Origin of the sequence: Sphingomonas crocodyli, from assembly GCF_004005865.1 — a bacterium.
Lineage (GTDB): Bacteria > Pseudomonadota > Alphaproteobacteria > Sphingomonadales > Sphingomonadaceae > Rhizorhabdus > Rhizorhabdus crocodyli.
The window spans coordinates 167,450-184,460 of sequence record NZ_SACN01000004.1; the positions used below are offsets into that span (position 1 = coordinate 167,450).

Consider the following 17,011-nt stretch of genomic DNA (forward strand, 5'->3'; position numbering starts at 1 on the left):
ACCAACGACAAGATCAGGAAGGAAAGTTCGAAATGTCCGCTCGCCGCACCAAGTTCTACCTCGACAAGCGCAACCGCAAATGGTCGGGCGTGTGTTCGGGTCTGGCCGATTATACCGGCATCGACGTCACCCTGGTGCGCGTGGGCGTGGTCCTGCTCACCCTGATCGGCGGCTTCCCCTGGACGCTGATCGCCTACTGGATGGTCGCCTGGCTCGCCGACGATCGCCCCAGCGAGTTCAACAGCATGACCCGCGAGGACGAAAAGTTCTGGCAAACGGTCCGTGCCCGCCCCGGCGCCTCGGTCCGCGACGTCCGCGCCAAGTTCCGCGACATCGATCGCCGCATCGCCGACATCGAAACGCACGTCACCACGCAGAACTCGGCGCTGGCGCGCGAAATCGACGCGCTGCGCTGATCCTGATCCGACAAGGAGGCCGATCATGTCCTGGGGTTCACCGCTTTTCGTCCTGGCCATCATCGCGATCAGCACGGTGGGCTGGATGTTCACCACCGCGATCCGCGCGCGGCATGGCTATCCGGTGGAAGGCGAATGGGGCGGCCTGTCGCACAAGGGCGACGGCCCCGACGCCAGCCGCAAGATCGAGCTGCTTTCCGCGGAAAACGAGGCGCTGACCGCCAAGGTTTCGCGGCTGGAGGAACGGATTTCGGTGCTCGAACGGATCGCGACCGACCGCTCCGGCCGGCTCAGCGACGAGATCGATGCGCTGCGCTGAACACGGGTTCCTGACGCTGATCGAACGGCCATGCCGTTCGTCGAAAACAAGCTGCAACACTTTCGAACAGCCTATCGGCTCAAAGTTTAGGGATTTGGACGATGGTTATTCCTTTTGAAGCAATCGCGCCGGTCGCGACCCTGGTGGGTCTCGCGGCAGTCGGCGGCTGGGTGTTCACGACTTGGCTGCGTATCAAGAACGGCTATCCGCTGGAAAACAGCTGGGGCAAATCGGTCTATCCGAAGCAGAATGAGGAGATGGTCGAGCGCGTGAAGCTCGTCTCCTCCGAAAACGCCCAGCTTCGCGCCGAGATTTCGGCGATCAAGGATCGGCTCGCCACGGTCGAGCGGATCGTGACCGACAGCAGCTACCGCCTCGATCGCGAGATCGATGCGCTGCGCGGCCCGGCGAACTGAGGGGGGCGGGATCATGTCGACGATGGGCCTGCTCGTGCCGATCATCGGGGTCAGCATCCCCGTGGTCTTCATCGCCTCGCGCACCGCGTGCAAATGGATCGCCTTCAAGGAGAAGCAGCTTACGCTCGCTTCGACCGAGGCCGCAGAAAAGGCCGCGCAATATGCGGCGAAGACCGAACGGCTCGAACAGCGCGTCGCCGTGCTGGAGCGGATATTGACCGACAGGTCGACCACGCTCTCGGACGAGATCGATCGCTTGCGCGACGCGCCGCTCAACTGATTTTGAAAAGGGACATACGCCAATGAACCCGTTCGAAATGGTGGTGCTGATCGTCGCGATCACCGCGATCGCCAGCATCTTCCGCGCCAAATATGGCGTCGTCCGCCGCAACAAGGGCGAGGACTATGTCGGTCGCCCGGCCACAGACGATGCCGAAAATGCCCGCCTGCGCGATGAGCTGCGGGCGCTGAAGGATCGCGTCGCGGTGCTCGAACGCATCGCCACCGACAATGATCGCGGCCTGCAGCTCGATCGCGAGATCGAAGCTCTGCGGACCCGCGACTGAACCCAAGGACGAAGGCCATGAACGATCCGATGATCTGGATGGTGATGAGCGGCGCGGGGCTGATCGGCCTTGGGCTGACGCTGACGGCGGCTCTGTCGGGCTGGCGCAGCTGGATCGAACTCCAGCGCGCCGAACTCGCCCAGCGCGGCGGCGGAATCGAACGCGGCATGCACCCGGCCCAGCCGGCGGCGGCCCGCATCGAACTCGCCGACCTCAAGGAACGCGTCCGCAAGCTTGAAGCGATCGCCGCGGGCGTGGATCTGTAATTTCAGATCCTCCCCTGGAAGGGGAGGGGGAGGATTGAACAAGCCCCGTTCCCCCGCCCCGCAAAACCCGCTAGCGCAAGCGGCCATGACCACGCTGGCCGATACCTACGAAGAATATGAACTGCTCGACGCCGACGATCGCTATCGCCTGCTGATCGATCTGGGCCGCGCGCTCGAGCCGATGCCCGACCCGCTCAAGACCGACGCGACTTTGGTGCGCGGATGTTCGGCGGCGGTGTGGGTCTATCCGGTCGCCAAGGATGACGGGTCGCTCCATTTCCTGGCCGACAGCAATGCCGCGATCACCAAGGGGATCATCGCGCTCGTCCTCCTCGCCGTGCAGGATCGGCCGGCGTCCGAGATCCGCGACACGGATATCACTGAGGCGCTCGCCCCGTTCGATCTGAAGAACCAGCTGAGTTCGAACCGGACCCAGGGCATTCCCAACATGATCGCGCTGATCCGCGCGACTGCCGAGCGTTACGCTTGATCGCGCTCCTCGCCCTTGCGGCTGCGGTCCAGCCGATCGAGGCGGGCAAGCTCGTCATCGGTGGCGAGGCATTCGCCACTGCCGAAGTGCTCGATGCGCGCGCCATGCCCGATATCGGCGGCGGCGCGGGGCTGCTGATCACGTTGACACCCGAGGCCGCCAAGCGCCTCCAGAAGCTCTCGACCGCACTCGCGGGCAAGCCGCTGACGATCACGCTCGATGGCCAGCCGGTCGCCGCGCTGATGATCCGCGGACCGATCACCGACGGCGTGATCGACCTGCCCGGCCATCGCGCCCTCCCCGAGGCCGAGGCGCTCGCCAAGCGCATCTCGGGCAAGGATCCGCTGCCCGACGATCTCGCCGAATGAGCGCACTCGTCGCCGGTGTAGAACTCGGCGGCACCAAATGCGTCTGCGTGCTGGCAAGCGGCCCCGACGACATCCGCGACGAACGCCGGATCGAAACCCGCTCCCCCGCCGAAACCCTGCCCGCCATCGCCGCCGTGCTGGCCGAATGGACGGACGCGCAGGCGATCGGCCTTGCCAGCTTCGGCCCCGTCGACCTCGATGATCGGTCGCCGCGCTATGGGCAGATCGTCAACACGCCCAAGCCTGGCTGGGATGGCGCCGACATCGTCGGCCTTGCGCGGGCGACCGGCCTGCCCTTCGGCTTCGACACCGATGTCGATGGCGCCGCGCTGGCCGAAGGACGCTGGGGCGCTGCGCAAGGGCTCGGCAGCTTCGCTTATGTCACGGTGGGGACCGGCATCGGGATCGGTACGGTCGTTCGCGGCCAAACGGTGCGCGGCCTTGGCCATTCGGAGGCGGGGCACCTGCGCATCCCCCGCCTGCCCGGCGACGATTTCGCAGGGGTCTGCCCCTATCACCGCGATTGCGTCGAGGGGCTGGCATCCGGCCCCGCCATCGCGGCGCGGGCGGGCAAGCCGGGCGAAGCATTGAGCGCCGACGATCCGGCCTGGACGCCTGTGGTCGCGGCGCTGGCTGCGATGCTCCACAACCTCGTCCTCACCGCCGCGCCGGAACGCATCCTGATCGGCGGCGGCGTGTTCGGTGGCCAGCCGAGCCTGCTGCCGCGCCTGCGGTCGGCCCTGGTCGATAGTCTCGCGGGCTATGGCGCCGCCCCGGCGATCGCCGCCGGGATCGAGGATTTCCTGCAGGCCCCGGCGCTAGGCCATCAGGCCGGCCCGATGGGTGCGATCGCGCTGGGCCTGGACGCCCTTTAAGTCCTCCCCGGTACGGGGAGGTGGCGCCGAAGGCGACGGAGGGGGCTGGTCACAAGCGCTGCGCTCGCCTCCAGCCCCCTCCACCAGCTACGCTGGTCCCCCTCCCCGTTCCGGGGAGGATTAGATCACTTCCGCTCCGCCTTGCTCTCGTCGCGCGCAGCCTTGAACTCGGAGTCCGCGCTCCAATCCGGCCACAGGCGCGAGTCCGCCAGCTCGCGGCCCAGATTGTAGAGCAGGCCCAGATCGTCGGGCACGCTCGACGAATCCCAGTCGGCCGACCATTCGTCCGCCGGCTGGTGATAGCGATCCTTGGTGTAGGCCTCGTCGAGCATCTTGCCGCGCTCCACGCCGCCATTCACCAGATCGTTGCCTGCCGAATAGCTGATCGCCGGCACGCCGCGCTTGGCGAAGGGGAAGTGATCCGAACGGTAGAAATGCCCCGCCTCGGGCTTGCTGTCCGACGTGTAGCGGCGGCCCTGCTTGGCAGCGTCGGCGACGAGCATGTCGAGCAGGCCGAGCTTGGCATTGCCCGAAATCGTCACGTCCTTCGTCTTCGACCAGCCGAACGGTCCGTCCATGTTGAGCACGCCTACGGTGGTGCCCAGCGGATAGACCGGATTGGCGGCGTAGAACTCGGAACCGAGCAGCCCCTTTTCCTCCGCCGTCACCGCGAGGAAGGCGACCGATCGATCGGGCTGCGGCTCCTTCGCCCAGACGCGTGCAAGTTCGAGCAGCGCGGCGATGCCGGACGCATTGTCGAGCGCGCCGTTATAGATCTTGTCGCCCTTCGCGTCGGGCTGGCCAACGCCCAGATGATCCCAGTGGCCCGAATAGACGACGGTTTCGTCCGGGTGGGTCTTGCCGTCGATGCGGCCGAGGACGTTCTTCGAAATGATCGTCTTGGCGGCAACCTGATAATCGGCGCTCATCGTCGCCTTCAGCGGCACCGGCTTGAAGTCGCGGCGCTGCGCGGCCTTCTTCATCGCGTCGAAATCGAGGCCCGACGCCTTGAACAGCTGCGCGGCGAGATCCTTCTGGATCCAGCCTTCCATCTGCGTGTGGCTGGCGCGCGGATCCTGCCGAACGATGTCGAACATCGTGTTGGTGTTCGAATTCTTGACCGTCGCCCAGCCATAGGATGCCGGCTCATATTCGTGGATCACCAGCACGCCGGCCGCGCCCTGTCGCGCGGCTTCTTCATACTTGTAGGTCCAGCGGCCATAATAGGTCATCGCCTTGCCGCCGAAGTCGCCTTCGCCGCCTTCGAAATCGGGATCGTTGACGAACAGGACCATGATCTTTCCGCGCAGGTCGACGCCCTTATAGTCGTCCCAGTTGCGCTCGGGCGCCTTCACGCCATAGCCGACGAAGACGAGCGGAACGTCCTTGATCACGACGCCGTTCTGCCCGGTCATCGCCGCGCGCACCGCAATCTCGGCGCCCTGCGTCAGCGGGGTCGCCTTGCCCGCGACGTTCAGCGACAGCTTCGGCGTGCCGGTGATGTCCGACATCAGCAGCGGCACGTCCTGCGTCCACGTCCGCTGACCGTTCACGATCGGGCCGCCGGGCTTCAGCCCCGCCTTCTGCATCTGATCGACGATATAGGCGACCGCCTTGGTCTCGCCCGGCGTTGCGGGGCCGCGCCCTTCATATTCGTCGCTCGACAGCGTCTTGATGTCCTGGCTGACGCGCGCGGTATCGAAAGCGGGCGCGGGCAGCGCCGCAATCGCCGCGCTCGACAGGCCCGCGAGCAGCAGGGCGATGGTCCGGGTGGTTTTGATCATGTGGGATTTTCCCTGTTCTGATGCGCGCGCTTTGGCCGCGCGGATGGCAGGACACTAGCCAAGACATTCCAGCGGGAAAACGATTGAATTTCATGTCGGCCCGCGCCACGTTCGCGCCGCTTCCCACAAAATGAGGCGCCGCTTTGACGACGATGACGCGCTGCCGCAAATGCGGCGCCGCCACCAGCCCCGAAGACCTGACCTGCCGTTATTGCGGGCATCGGGTGAATGATCAGTGGCGCGCGGAAATCCGCGAGCGTCGGCGCAAGCGCCGCCGGCTGATGCTGGTGATCCCCAGCGTGTCGGCAGTCGTGATCGCGATCCTGCTGTTCGCCGCATGGCCGCGCGGCGATTCCGGAACCGGCGACGGATCGATCAGCGCGTCGAACAGCTATATCTCGCAGGTCGTCGCCGCCAACGGCGCGCTCTACGCCAATGTCGACCTGCCGACCTTCCCCAATGCCGACGATACGATCATCCAGGCGGGCCTTGTCGCGCGCGATGCCGGCCGCGCGATCAAGGGCGGCGCGCAGGAAGTGTCGAGCAGCAGCAAGTGGATCATCTTTCAGGTCACGCAGCAGATCACCGACAGCAAGGGCAACCGCACCCGCGCCAACGTCTTCCTGATGAAGATCGATATCGCCCGGATGAAGATGGCCGATTACAAGCTGACCGACGGCAAGGCCGTGCTCGACATGGCCGAAAGCGTGCGCCGCGTGCGCCCGATCAGCGACAAGGCGTTCCAGATCTATTGCCGGGGCAAGGAATCGCAGGCGAATGCGCAGCGTTTCTGCGGCGTCGCCGATCAGGCAACGAACGATCCGCTGCTGATGCCCAATCAAGCGGCCGAATGAATTTCACCGAACGGAGACTGGTTTTGAAGAAGGTTTCGACGCTGCTGCTCACCGCCGCCGGCGCGATCGCCGCGATCATGGCGACGCCCGCTGCGGCCGCCCCGAAAGCAGTGCTGACGCACGAGACATTGTGGATGATGAAGCGCGTCGGCGCGCCCGTCGTCAGCCCCGATGGCAAGTGGGTCGTCTATTCGCTCAACGAGCCGAATTACGAAGCCGACAAGGCGATGACCGACCTGTGGCTCGTCCCCGTCGACGGTTCGGCCGCACCCCGCCGCCTGACCAGCAGCAAGGCCGGCGAAAGCGGTCCCGCCTGGGCGCCCGACAGCCGCCGCATCGCCTTTTCCGCCAAGCGCGAAGGCGATGACGACGCGCAGATATACATCCTCGATCTGGCAGGCGGCGAGGCGCAGCGCGTCACCAGCCTGCCCTTCGCCGTGAGCGCGCCGCAATGGCGCCCCGACGGCAAGGCGATCCTGTTCGAGGCGATGGCATGGCCCGGCGCGATGGATGCCGAGGCGAACAAGAAGGCGGCGGCCGAGAAGAAGGCGCGCAAGTTCAACATGCGCGTCTATGAACATTTCCCGATCCGCTACTGGAACGACTGGATCGACGAGCGCCGCCCGACCCTGTGGGTCCAGTCGCTCGAGCCCGGCGCGAAAGCGGTCGACATCCTGTCGTCCACCAAGCTTGGCCAGACCGAGGGCTTTGGCGGCAATGCGCAGAGCGACGGCGGCAATACGCTCAATCCGGTGTGGAGCCCCGACGGCAAGGAGATCGTCTTCACCGCCACCACCCAGCGTTGGCAGGCGGCGCGCGCGCGCGTGAACTTCAACCTCTATCGCATGCCCGCGACGGGCGGCGAGCCGAAGCTCGCGACCCCGACCGAGGGCGAATATGGCGACCTGAAATTCTCGCCCGACGGCAAGTCGCTGCTGTTCAAGTTCAACACGCAGGGTAACGAGATTTACGATCTCGCCCGCCTGAACCGGGTCGCCTGGCCCGCCGGCGGCGCCGCGACCGTGCTGACCCCCGGCTTCGATCGCGAGATCGATCAATATGCGGTCACGCCCGACAGCAGCACCATCTACGCGATCGTGCCCGATGCGGGCGCGGAAAACCTTTACAGCCTGCCCGCCGCCGGCGGCACGCCCGCCGTCGTCATCGCGCCCAAGGTCGGCGGCTATACCTCGCTCGACATCCCGTCCGACGCCGCCTCGACGATCCTCGTCGGCAGCTATGGCAGCGCGGTGAACCCGGCCGAGATCGTCCGCATCGATCCGGTCGCAAAGCGACACGCAAATCTCACCAACGTCAACACCGCGTTGGCCGCCTCGATCGACTGGTCCTCGCCGGAGCATTTCTGGTTCACGGCCAAGGACGGGCTGAAGATCCACAACATGATCGTCACCCCGCCCAACTTCGATCCGAAGAAGAAATATCCCCTCTTCGTCCTGATCCACGGCGGCCCGGCCAGCACCAATCCCGACCAGATCGGCCTGCGCTGGAATTATCACCTGCTCGCCAGCGCCGGCTATGTCGTGCTGCTGACCGATTATAAGGGATCGACCGGTTACGGTGAGGCCTTCTCCCGCGCGATCAACCTCGATCCCTTGCGGGGTCCGGCCAACGAAATCGACGAGGCGGTTGACGAGGCCGCGCGCCTCTATCCGTTCATCGACGTCAAGAATGCCTGCGCGGGCGGCGCCAGCTATGGCGGCCACCTGACCAACTGGATCGAGGCGACCACCACCCGTTACAAATGCCTCGTCAGCCATGCGGGCGAAGTCGATCTGCTCACACAGTGGGGTACCAGCGACTTCGCTTATGGGCGCGAGCTTTCGAGCGGCGGCGCGCCGTGGGGCGACAGCAAGATCTGGCGCGATCAGAGCCCGATTTCCTACGGCGATCAGTGGAAGACGCCGATGCTGCTGACGGCAGGCGAAAAGGATTATCGCGTCCCCCTGCCCAACACCCTCGAAACCTGGGTGACGCTGCAGCGCCAGCAGGTGCCCAGCCGCCTGCTGATCTTCCCCGACGCCTGGCACTGGATCACCAAGCCAGAGGACAGCCGCCAGTTCTACCGCGAGGTCCAGGGCTGGCTCGCCCATTATCTGAAGGGCGCGCCCGCCGTCACCGGCGGCCCGATCCCGGCGCCCGAAGCAAAGAAGGGCGAATAAGCCGTCCGATCAACCGGTTGGGCCGTCCCGCGACAGCGCGGGCGGCCCGCCGGCTACGTCCCGATTGTATAACCAATTGTCGCCATGTGGCTAACATTGATGTTAATCGTTCCACTTCGTGACAAATGGTTTCTCCGCGAAATTCCGCCGATATTGGCGTTGACCTGATCCCACGACGGACCCACCAGCCGCCGCGCTACTGATAATCATTCCTAATAGCGGGGGCTTAGATGACCGGTTTGAAGATGGCGCGCCTTGTCGGGCGCGGTTACCTTGTTGCGCTCGCCGCACTTCTCCATGCGCAGGCGATCGCCGAGGATGCGGCACCCGCCGACACCACCGACGGCAGCGACATCGTCGTCACCGCCGCGGGCTTCGAACAGAAGATCATCGACGCGCCAGCCAGCATCAGCGTGATCGATCGCGCCGAACTGCAGGAGCGCCGCTTCGGCAGCCTCGCCGAGGCGCTGGTGAACGTGGAGGGCATCGACGTCGGCCAGACTGCGGGCAAGACCGGCGGCCTCAACATCTCGATCCGCGGCATGCCGAGCGATTACACGCTCATCCTGGTCGACGGCCGCCGCCAGAATGCGCCCGGCAACGTCACCCCCAACGGTTTCGGCGAAACGTCGACCAGCTTCCTGCCGCCCTTCTCCGCGATCGACCGGATCGAGGTGGTGCGCGGGCCGATGTCGACCCTCTACGGGTCCGACGCGATGGGCGGCGTCATCAACCTGATCACCCGCAAGGTCGGCGATCGCTGGGCCGGCACCGTCACCGCCGAAACCACGCTTCAGGAAGACGGCCAGTACGGCAACATGTATTCGGGCAACGGCTACATCCAGGGCCCGATCGTCCGCGACCTGATCGGCCTCACCCTGCGCGGCAGCTATTTCAAGCGCGAAGCCGCGGCGCTCACCTATGACAATGTGAACGGCCAGCCGGTCGAGATCAGCACCCGCGGCCCCAGCCCGGTCAAGTCGCGCACCCACACGCTGGGCGGCCGCATCACGCTGACCCCGCATCCCGATCACGACATCTGGTTCGAAGCCGACATCAACCGTCAGTGGTATGACAATTCGCAGTCGCAGCTGGGCACCGGCACCGTTCAGGGCGGCTACGGGCCGGAAATGCGATTCAACCGCGACAATTACGCGCTGGCCCACACCTGGCGCGCGGGCTTCGCGCAGATCGACACCACGCTCAGCCGCAACATCACCGACAATAAGGGCCGCACCATCCCGCCGGGCACGCCGGGCAAGACGCCGGGCGCCGAACGCGAGCTGAAGGCGACCAACACGATCCTCGACAGCCGCGCGGTCGTGCCGCTCGGCCGGGTCAACGCCACGATCGGCGGCCAATATTGGAAGGCCGAGATGGTCGACGGCGTCGCGGTCGACAAATATGAATTCGTCCAGTGGGCTGCGTTCGCCGAGGCCGCGTGGGACATCGTCGACACCTTCACGCTGACGCTGGGTGGCCGTTACGACGACCATGAAACCTTTGGCAGCAAATTCTCGCCGCGCGCCTATGGCGTGTTCAAGCCCGCGCAGGGCCTGACCGTGAAGGGCGGCGTCAGCCGCGGCTTCAAGACGCCCCGCCTCGATCAGATCGCGCCCGGCATCGTCGGCTTCGGCGGGCAAGGCACGATCCCGCTGATCGGCACGCCCGGACTCAAGCCCGAAATCAGCACGACCACCGAACTGGGCGTCTATTATGACGATGGCGGCTTGTTCTCGGGCAACGTCACGCTGTTCAACAACAAGTTCAAGGACAAGATCGCCAGCGCACCGCCGATCCCGAACTGCACCTGGTCGGTGCAGCGCAACCGGCCGGGCTGCCTCAACATCGGCGAATTCCCGCGTGCCGAGAATTTCGGCCAGACGATCAACGTCGACAGCGCGGTGACGCGCGGCATCGAGGCGGCGGCGAAGTTCGAGTTCACCCCTGCCATCTCGCTGGGCCTCAACTACACCTATACCGAAAGCGAGCAGAAGAGTGGGGCGGAGGCCGGCGAGCCTCTGGTCAACACGCCCAAGCATATGATCAACGGCAATCTGCGCTGGAAGGTGAACGACAAGCTGTCCACCTGGGTGCGCGGCGAATATCGTTCGAAGCGCTATCGCGGCGCGGGCGCGGCCCAGACTGCCCTCGGCAGCTTCCGCGCCTATGAGCAGTTCCACGTCGGCGGCAATTACCAGCTGACCCCGGTCCTGCGCCTGAGCGCGGCGGTGTACAACGTGTTCGACAAGGACTTCACGCCCTACCTGCCTTATGCGAGCGGCGCGACGACGGTCTATGCCGCGGCCTTCGCCAACCCGCAGGAACCGCGCCGTTACTGGTTGTCGGCCACCTTCGACTTCTGATCGAAGCGCACGGCCGCGCGCCTAGCCCGGCCGCAGCTCACCATAACGGCGACGCGGGATAAGCTGGCTGGTGCCGAACGACAGTTCGAGCATCAGCCGGCGCCCCGCCTCCAGCACCGTGCCCATGTGCAGCCCGAACGGGTCTTCGACGAAGCCCGAACCGCGCCGGCCCCGCACGCCGACGATAGCCGCGCGATCGTAGAAGCGCTCGACCAGCCGGCGGCTCACCCCCACGAACGGGCTGAACTGCACCGCCAGCGGATGGCACCGGTGGCTGCCGCGCACATAGACATGCTCGCCGGTCCGGCCGTCGACATCGGTCAGGTAGAAGAAGACCTTCACCTGACCCCAATCGTCCAGATCGTAATGAAACTTGCCCTGCGACGCGATCGACAGCTGGTCGGCGCGCGGCTCCTGCTTCGCGGGGAAGCTCCACCACAGGCGCGACGAGATCAGCCGCGCGGCGCCACCCAGATAGTCCGACGCGATCTGCCGGATCCATCGATTGGTGATCACCTCGCGCGCCGCCGCGCATTGCATCGTGCCGTCCAGAAAATGGCCGACCAGGATCGACTGGCCATAGCGCTGCTCGGCCTCGGCATGATGCCCGGCCAGAAACGGCATAGCGCGATCCATATAGGCGTAGCATTGCGCGCGTTCTGCAAACTCGGCGATGTCCCGGCTCACCCGCCGGGGCAGGATCAGGCCCGATGCCAGCCCGTCGCGGCGCAATATATCGGCGATGTCCGAAGGGCGGCGCGTCGACAGTGCTTCGCCCGATGCGGGATGCGCGGGCGGCTTGCGGGTGCGGCGCTGCCATCGCCGGACGTAGAACGATCGGAACACAGTGAACCTGCCGAATATGAACATCAGCAGCCAGCTCGGGCGCGCCATCAGATCGCGCGCATAAACGGGCGCCTTGGTGGCTATGCGGACAAGATAAGCGTGCATCGCAACGCCCCCATGATCTCGCAGATGCGAAGGCGCCGGATGTTTCGATGGTTGCCATTGTTGCGCCGTCGTTTCGATCGGCCGTTAACACTCTGCGATCGATCCCGATTTTTGGCGGAAAATAGGGAAAAACCGACAGGCTCTTTCCATGTAGGATTTTCTCTGTCAGGCGGGTTCGGCCATGCCCTGCGCGTCGCCCCTCCCCTCACCCCTGTCGCCCGATCGCCGCCCCATTGCCGGGAGCGATTCCGAAGCCGACGTAGTGACAACTTTCACAACTTTGGCCCCGGCGAGGGTCATTTTGCGTCACCGAATCCCCCTTATTCCTCCCCGGGCCGGGGAGGATTGTGATGGCCCTCCCGATCGACGCTGTCCTGCCCGATCTGGTCGCGGCGCTCGATGCCGGGCCAAACGCCGTGCTGGTCGCCCCGCCGGGCGCGGGCAAGACGACCGCGGTGGCGCCCGCCCTGCTCGATCGCCCGTGGGTCGACGGCCGCAAGATCCTGCTCCTCTCCCCCCGCCGCCTTGCCGCGCGCGCGGCGGCCGAGCGTATGGCCGAGCTGGCGGGCGAGCCGGTCGGGCGGACAATCGGCTATGCGACCCGGCTCGACAGCAAACAGTCGGCCGCCACCCGCATCCTCGTCGTCACCGAAGGCATCTTCGTCCAGCGGATCCAGGCCGATCCCGAACTGGACGGCATCGCCGCCGTGCTGTTCGACGAAGTCCACGAACGCAGTCTCGACAGCGATTTCGGCCTCGCCCTCGCGCTCGATGCGCAAGCGGCCTTACGACCCGACCTACGCCTCGTCGCGATGTCGGCGACGCTCAACGGCGATCGCTTCGCGACCCTGATGGGGGACGCCCCCCTGATCGAGAGCGAAGGCCGCAGCCATCCGATCGAGATCCGCCACGCCCCCCGCGCCGCCGAGCGCCGGATCGAGGACGATATGGCCGCGACGATCCGCAAGGCGCTGGCCGAGGAAAGTGGCAGCCTGCTCGCTTTCCTGCCCGGCGTCGCCGAGATCGAGCGCACCGCCGAACGATTGGATCGCCTGCCCACTGACGTCATCCTCCACCGCCTCCACGGCAGCCTAGACCCCGCCGAACAGCGCGCCGCCATCGCGCCATCGCCCGCTGGATTCCGCAAACTCGTCCTCGCGACGTCGATCGCCGAGACCAGCATCACGATCGACGGGCTGCGCATCGTGGTCGATTCCGGCCTCGCCCGCCGCCCACGCTACGATCGCGCGGCGGGGATGACCCGGCTCGTCACCGAACGCGCGAGCCAGGCCGCCGTCACCCAGCGCGCAGGCCGCGCGGGCCGCCAGCAGCCGGGCGTCGTCTATCGGCTTTGGGAGGCGGCCGCGACCGCCGGCCTCCCCCGCTTCGACCCGCCCGAGATTTTGGAGGCGGACCTCTCCGCGCTCACGCTCGACTGTGCCTTGTGGGGCGTGGCCGATCCCGCCTCGCTCGCATGGATCGATCCGCCACCGGCCGCCGCGATCGCCGAGGCGCGCGCCCGGCTGACCTCGCTCGAGGCAATCGATGCCGATGGCCGCCCGACCGCGCACGGCAAGGCGATGGCCGCGCTCCCGCTCCCACCGCGCCTCGCCCACATGATGCTGCGCGCGGCCGAGCGCGATATGGCGCCGACGGCCGCCGCCGTCGCAGTCCTCCTGTCCGAACGCGGGCTGGGCGGCAGTGACGCCGATCTCGACCTGCGCCTGCGCCGCTGGCGGGGCGAGCGCGGCAAAAGGGCCGAAGGCGCGCGGCAGTTGGCGCGCCGCTGGCTGTCGCTGGTCAAGGCATCGGGCGATGCCGACGAAAGCGATCTGGCTGCCTGTGTCGCCCTCGCCTTCCCCGATCGGATTGCGAAGCGCCGCTCGGCCTCGGGCGAGGATTGGATCAGCAGCGGTGGACGCGGCTTCCGGCTCGATCCCACCTCCCCGCTCGCCAGAGCCGAATGGCTGGCGGTCGCCGAAACGCAAGGGTCGGCCGCCGGCGCGCGCATCCTTTCCGCCGCGCCGATCGACGCGCGCGAGGTCGAGCGCCTGTTCGCCGACCGGATCGAAACGAAGCGCACCGCCCGCTTCGATCCCGCGACCGGCGCGGTCGAAGCAAGGCGCGAGAAGCGGCTGGGCGCGATCATCCTCTCCAGCGGGCGCGACGAGGCCGCCAATGCTCAGGAGATTGCCGAGGCGCTGGTCGACGCCGTCCGCACGCGCGGCCTTGGCCTGCTCGACTGGTCCGAAGGCGCCACCGCCTTGCGCGCCCGCGCCCTCTTCGCCCGCCAGCATGACGAGAGCGCGCCCGATCTGTGCGACGAGACGCTGATCGCCAGCCTCGACGACTGGCTCGCCCCGCTCGTATCCGGCCAGCGCCGCCTGCCCGCGATCACCGCCTCGGCCTTTGATGGGCTGCTCGGTTGGGACGGACGGCAGGCGGTCGACCGGCTCGCGCCCGAGCATCTCGGTACGCCCGCAGGCTCCAAGCATCCGATCGACTATGCGGCCGAGGGCGGTCCAGCGGTCGAGATGCGACCGCAAACCCTGTTCGGCATGACCACGCATCCGATGGTCGGCGGGGGCCGCGTGCCGCTGACGTTGCGCCTCACCTCCCCCGCAGGGCGGCCGATCCAGACGACCAAGGATCTGCCCGGTTTCTGGGCCGGAAGCTGGGCATCGGTCGCCAAGGAGATGCGCGGGCGCTATCCCCGCCACCCGTGGCCCGACGATCCGGCGGCCGCCGATCCGACGCTTCGGACCAAGAAGGCGAGCCAACGGCCTTGACGATCCAAGGCCATTTGCTGCAATTGCGAACCGACTTTTCGGGAAGTGGATCATGACCCAGGCGCGTATCTATCAGACGTTCAAGAACGCCATGCAGTCGGGCCGCGCCCGCACGGCGACCTGGATGCTCGAACATGAGCCCGCCGAGGCGAAGCAGCCCGATCCGCTGACCGGCTGGGCCGGATCGGGCGACACCAATGGTCAGGTGAAGCTCAGCTTCCCGACGCTCGAAGCCGCGCAGGACTATGCCGCGCGCAACGGCCTGACCGCCACGGTGGTCCCCGCCCCTGCGCGCACGGTGAAGTATCAGGCCTATGCCGACAACTTCAACGTCGGTGCGATCGAGCCGGGTTACACGATCCTTTAAGCTTCGAGGATCCCGGCGCCGAGCAGCAGGAGCAGCTTGACGTCCATCATCTTGCCGAGGCCACGCTGGGCCTCGACGAACGCCGCGACGTCGGACAGCTTCACGCGGTGGACGATGATGTCCTCGCCATCGACGCCGCCGCCTTCATGCACCTTCTCCAGCCCGGTCGCGCGGACCAGGGTGAAGGTTTCGGAGACCATGCCCGGCGACGAGGCGAACTCGCCGATCACGTCGATCCCGGCGGGGCGATAGCCGGTCTCCTCCTCCAGCTCGCGCGCGGCCGCGATCTCGACCGCCTCGCCCTCGGTCTCGTCACCGATCAGGCCGGCGGGCAGTTCGATGCACTGCTTCTTCAGCGGCACGCGGAACTGCTCGACCAGCAGGACATGGCCGTCGTCGACCGCGACGATCACCGCGGCCCTTATGCCCCGTGCCCGGCCGACATATTCCCACTTCCCCTCGCGCTTGGCGGTGATGAAGCGGCCTTGCCACATCGTCTCGATAGGATCGCTCACAGCAGCAGCATCCGGTTGGGTATCTCGTCCGGGTCGGTGCCCGTATGCGGGAAATGCTCGGCCAGCACCGCACCGACCTTCGCGACCGCCGCCGCCATGCCTTCGCCGGGATGGCCGGCCTTCAGTTCGACGATCATCGCGGCCATCGCGTCACCCCAGACAGTGTCGTCGACCTTCGCGGCGATCGCCTTGTCGGCGACGATCTCGGCGCGATGCTCGGCGAGCGAGAGATAGATGAGCACGCCGGTGCGCGTCTTCGTCCGATGCTCGGTGGTCGCACGGAACAGTTCGAGAGCGCGGCGATGGACCCGGCGGGTCTTGGTCGCGCCCGGCGTGAAGACCATACGGGCGGGCCACCAGCCGATGATGTAGCGCGTCGCCAGCAGCTTGATCGCGGTTGCAACGGTCAGCACCGTCAGCCATTCGCGCATCTTCCAGACATGCCAGCCACCGCTCATCCGATCGAGCAGGCCAAGGTAGAAATCCGGAAAGGCGGCATAGACTGACAGCGCCAGCAGCGCGACCAGCGCCGCCCACGCCCAGGGGACGTCGTTATAGCTGTCGGACTGGTGCGCGACGATCGTCGCGATCTCGCCATCGGTGGTCGCTTCCGCCGCGGTCACGGCCTCGGTGACGCGCTGGATATCAGCTTCGGTTACGCGCATCACCAGCTCCCCGACGATCCGCCGCCGCCAAACGATCCGCCGCCGCCCGAAAAGCCGCCACCGCCTCCGCCGCCCCAGCCACCGCCGCCGGAACCGCCACCCCAGCCGCCACCGCTGGACGGCCAGATGATGACGGGCGGAATGCCGCCGCTGCGATAGCGCCGTCCGCCCGCGCGACGCAGGCTGGAAAGCGCGATGAAGATGATGACGATGATCCAGAAGATCAGCGACAGCGGAACGCCGCCCCCGCTCTTGCGCGCCTTCTTGTCGGCCGCGACCATCGCCTGCGCCTTCGCCTCGGCCTCCGCAGGCGGAAGCTGGAGCAATTGGAGCAGCGAATTCGCGCCCGCCTCGATCCCGCCGGCCATGTCGCCCTGCTTGAAGCGGGGGATGATCTGCCGCTGGATGATCACGCTCGACAGTGCGTCGGTGACGATCGGTTCGAGGCCGTAGCCGACCTCGATCCGCACCTTGCGCTCGTTGGGCGCGACGAGCAGCAGCAGGCCGCTGTTGACCTTGGCCTCGCCGATCTTCCATTCGCGGCCGAGGCGATAGCCATAGTCCGCGATGTCATAACCTTCGAGGCTCGGCACAGTAGCGATCACCATCTGCCGCCCGCTCTGCTGTTCGAGCGCTTCGAGCCTGGTGGTCAACGACGCCTGCTGCTCGGGGCTGAGCAGGTTCGCCTCGTCGACCACACGGCCGCTGAGCTTGGGGAAGGTCTGCGCAAAGGCAGGCATCGCCAGCAGCAGCGCCATCAACAGCGCCGCCGCCAACCACAGTGGCCCTCTCCCCAGACGGGAAGAGGGGAGGATCGCAGCGGT

Annotated in this window: 19 protein-coding genes; 14 read left to right on the forward strand and 5 right to left on the reverse strand. The window is 66.7% G+C overall.

Features of this window, described 5'->3' with window-relative positions; genetic code table 11:
• The first annotated feature begins 32 nt into the window (after positions 1-32).
• From pspC to EOD43_RS20850, 9 genes are all read left to right on the forward strand, one after another.
• Positions 33-416 carry an envelope stress response membrane protein PspC gene (gene pspC, locus EOD43_RS20810; protein ID WP_127746005.1) on the forward strand — a complete coding sequence of 128 codons (384 nt, stop codon included), beginning with the start codon at positions 33-35 and terminating at the stop codon, positions 414-416.
• 25 nt (positions 417-441) lie between these two features.
• Positions 442-735: a coiled-coil domain-containing protein gene (locus tag EOD43_RS20815; RefSeq protein WP_127746007.1), complete on the forward strand. Its 294-nt coding sequence runs from the start codon at positions 442-444 to the stop codon at positions 733-735.
• 101 nt (positions 736-836) lie between these two features.
• A complete protein-coding gene (locus EOD43_RS20820; RefSeq protein ID WP_127746008.1) occupies positions 837-1,151 on the forward strand; it encodes a hypothetical protein in 315 nt (104 codons plus the stop codon).
• 13 nt (positions 1,152-1,164) lie between these two features.
• On the forward strand, positions 1,165-1,431 hold the full coding sequence (locus EOD43_RS20825; RefSeq protein WP_127746010.1) for a hypothetical protein: 267 nt from the start codon (positions 1,165-1,167) through the stop codon (positions 1,429-1,431).
• A gap of 22 nt (positions 1,432-1,453) precedes the next feature.
• Positions 1,454-1,717, forward strand: coding sequence for a hypothetical protein (locus tag EOD43_RS20830; protein WP_127746012.1), 264 nt, complete (start codon positions 1,454-1,456; stop codon positions 1,715-1,717).
• Positions 1,718-1,734: 17 nt separating this feature from the next.
• A complete protein-coding gene (locus EOD43_RS20835; protein ID WP_127746014.1) occupies positions 1,735-1,983 on the forward strand; it encodes a hypothetical protein in 249 nt (82 codons plus the stop codon).
• A gap of 85 nt (positions 1,984-2,068) precedes the next feature.
• Positions 2,069-2,473 carry a SufE family protein gene (locus EOD43_RS20840; protein ID WP_127746016.1) on the forward strand — a complete coding sequence of 135 codons (405 nt, stop codon included), beginning with the start codon at positions 2,069-2,071 and terminating at the stop codon, positions 2,471-2,473.
• Positions 2,470-2,841 (forward strand): SecDF P1 head subdomain-containing protein, encoded by a 372-nt coding sequence (locus EOD43_RS20845; protein ID WP_127746018.1) that lies wholly within the window; start codon positions 2,470-2,472, stop codon positions 2,839-2,841. Before EOD43_RS20840 ends, EOD43_RS20845 begins: the two co-directional genes overlap by 4 nt.
• Complete coding sequence (locus tag EOD43_RS20850) at positions 2,838-3,716, forward strand: ROK family protein (protein ID WP_127746020.1); 879 nt, start codon at positions 2,838-2,840, stop codon at positions 3,714-3,716. The genes EOD43_RS20845 and EOD43_RS20850 overlap by 4 nt, the downstream gene beginning before the upstream one ends.
• A 125-nt stretch (positions 3,717-3,841) precedes the next feature.
• On the opposite strand, the gene EOD43_RS20855 is transcribed toward EOD43_RS20850, so the two are convergent.
• On the reverse strand, positions 3,842-5,500 hold the full coding sequence (locus EOD43_RS20855; protein ID WP_127746022.1) for a M28 family metallopeptidase: 1,659 nt from the start codon (positions 5,498-5,500) through the stop codon (positions 3,842-3,844).
• Between the two features lie 143 nt (positions 5,501-5,643).
• Here EOD43_RS20855 and EOD43_RS20860 point away from each other — a divergent pair, with 143 nt between their 5' ends.
• The 3 genes from EOD43_RS20860 to EOD43_RS20870 all read left to right on the forward strand — a co-directional run bounded on the left by EOD43_RS20860 (position 5,644) and on the right by EOD43_RS20870 (position 10,900).
• The gene (locus tag EOD43_RS20860; protein ID WP_127746024.1) at positions 5,644-6,354 is read left to right on the forward strand and encodes a zinc ribbon domain-containing protein; all 711 of its coding nucleotides are present in this window, start codon (positions 5,644-5,646) and stop codon (positions 6,352-6,354) included.
• Positions 6,355-6,377: 23 nt separating this feature from the next.
• Positions 6,378-8,534, forward strand: a complete 2,157-nt coding sequence (locus tag EOD43_RS20865; protein WP_127746026.1) for a S9 family peptidase — start codon at positions 6,378-6,380, stop codon at positions 8,532-8,534.
• A 230-nt stretch (positions 8,535-8,764) separates the two neighbouring features.
• Positions 8,765-10,900, forward strand: coding sequence for a TonB-dependent receptor domain-containing protein (locus EOD43_RS20870; protein WP_127746028.1), 2,136 nt, complete (start codon positions 8,765-8,767; stop codon positions 10,898-10,900).
• A 21-nt stretch (positions 10,901-10,921) separates the two neighbouring features.
• On the opposite strand, the gene EOD43_RS20875 is transcribed toward EOD43_RS20870, so the two are convergent.
• Positions 10,922-11,851 carry a hypothetical protein gene (locus EOD43_RS20875; RefSeq protein ID WP_127746030.1) on the reverse strand — a complete coding sequence of 310 codons (930 nt, stop codon included), beginning with the start codon at positions 11,849-11,851 and terminating at the stop codon, positions 10,922-10,924.
• A gap of 350 nt (positions 11,852-12,201) precedes the next feature.
• Here EOD43_RS20875 and hrpB point away from each other — a divergent pair, with 350 nt between their 5' ends.
• Complete coding sequence (hrpB, locus tag EOD43_RS20880; protein WP_127746032.1) at positions 12,202-14,640, forward strand: ATP-dependent helicase HrpB; 2,439 nt, start codon at positions 12,202-12,204, stop codon at positions 14,638-14,640.
• Between the two features lie 52 nt (positions 14,641-14,692).
• Positions 14,693-15,007: an ETC complex I subunit gene (locus EOD43_RS20885; protein ID WP_127746033.1), complete on the forward strand. Its 315-nt coding sequence runs from the start codon at positions 14,693-14,695 to the stop codon at positions 15,005-15,007.
• Here EOD43_RS20885 and EOD43_RS20890 read toward each other — a convergent pair.
• From EOD43_RS20890 to EOD43_RS20900, 3 genes are read right to left on the reverse strand one after another with little or no spacing between them, the layout of a single operon-like run.
• A complete protein-coding gene (locus tag EOD43_RS20890) occupies positions 15,004-15,501 on the reverse strand; it encodes an NUDIX hydrolase (protein ID WP_127746205.1) in 498 nt (165 codons plus the stop codon). The genes EOD43_RS20885 and EOD43_RS20890 overlap by 4 nt on opposite strands.
• A 17-nt stretch (positions 15,502-15,518) precedes the next feature.
• The gene (locus EOD43_RS20895; RefSeq protein ID WP_127746035.1) at positions 15,519-16,187 is read right to left on the reverse strand and encodes a TPM domain-containing protein; all 669 of its coding nucleotides are present in this window, start codon (positions 16,185-16,187) and stop codon (positions 15,519-15,521) included.
• Positions 16,187-16,945, reverse strand: a complete 759-nt coding sequence (locus EOD43_RS20900; protein ID WP_240653436.1) for a TPM domain-containing protein — start codon at positions 16,943-16,945, stop codon at positions 16,187-16,189. The genes EOD43_RS20895 and EOD43_RS20900 overlap by 1 nt, the downstream gene beginning before the upstream one ends.
• Positions 16,946-17,011: the final 66 nt, after the last annotated feature.

Excerpts from the sequence above, each read along its gene's own strand:
- EOD43_RS20895 (WP_127746035.1), bottom strand. The coding sequence starts at position 16,187 with ATGCGCGTAACCGAAGCTGATATCCAGCGCGTCACCGAGGCCGTGACC.
- EOD43_RS20840 (WP_127746016.1), top strand. The coding sequence starts at position 2,069 with ATGACCACGCTGGCCGATACCTACGAAGAATATGAACTGCTCGACGCC.
- EOD43_RS20870 (WP_127746028.1), top strand. The coding sequence starts at position 8,765 with ATGACCGGTTTGAAGATGGCGCGCCTTGTCGGGCGCGGTTACCTTGTT.
- EOD43_RS20815 (WP_127746007.1), top strand. The coding sequence starts at position 442 with ATGTCCTGGGGTTCACCGCTTTTCGTCCTGGCCATCATCGCGATCAGC.
- EOD43_RS20850 (WP_127746020.1), top strand. The coding sequence starts at position 2,838 with ATGAGCGCACTCGTCGCCGGTGTAGAACTCGGCGGCACCAAATGCGTC.
- EOD43_RS20830 (WP_127746012.1), top strand. The coding sequence starts at position 1,454 with ATGAACCCGTTCGAAATGGTGGTGCTGATCGTCGCGATCACCGCGATC.
- EOD43_RS20885 (WP_127746033.1), top strand. The coding sequence starts at position 14,693 with ATGACCCAGGCGCGTATCTATCAGACGTTCAAGAACGCCATGCAGTCG.
- EOD43_RS20890 (WP_127746205.1), bottom strand. The coding sequence starts at position 15,501 with ATGTGGCAAGGCCGCTTCATCACCGCCAAGCGCGAGGGGAAGTGGGAA.
- EOD43_RS20900 (WP_240653436.1), bottom strand. The coding sequence starts at position 16,945 with ATGGCGCTGCTGCTGGCGATGCCTGCCTTTGCGCAGACCTTCCCCAAG.
- EOD43_RS20855 (WP_127746022.1), bottom strand. The coding sequence starts at position 5,500 with ATGATCAAAACCACCCGGACCATCGCCCTGCTGCTCGCGGGCCTGTCG.
- EOD43_RS20875 (WP_127746030.1), bottom strand. The coding sequence starts at position 11,851 with ATGCACGCTTATCTTGTCCGCATAGCCACCAAGGCGCCCGTTTATGCG.
- pspC (WP_127746005.1), top strand. The coding sequence starts at position 33 with ATGTCCGCTCGCCGCACCAAGTTCTACCTCGACAAGCGCAACCGCAAA.
- hrpB (WP_127746032.1), top strand. The coding sequence starts at position 12,202 with ATGGCCCTCCCGATCGACGCTGTCCTGCCCGATCTGGTCGCGGCGCTC.
- EOD43_RS20825 (WP_127746010.1), top strand. The coding sequence starts at position 1,165 with ATGTCGACGATGGGCCTGCTCGTGCCGATCATCGGGGTCAGCATCCCC.
- EOD43_RS20835 (WP_127746014.1), top strand. The coding sequence starts at position 1,735 with ATGAACGATCCGATGATCTGGATGGTGATGAGCGGCGCGGGGCTGATC.
- EOD43_RS20820 (WP_127746008.1), top strand. The coding sequence starts at position 837 with ATGGTTATTCCTTTTGAAGCAATCGCGCCGGTCGCGACCCTGGTGGGT.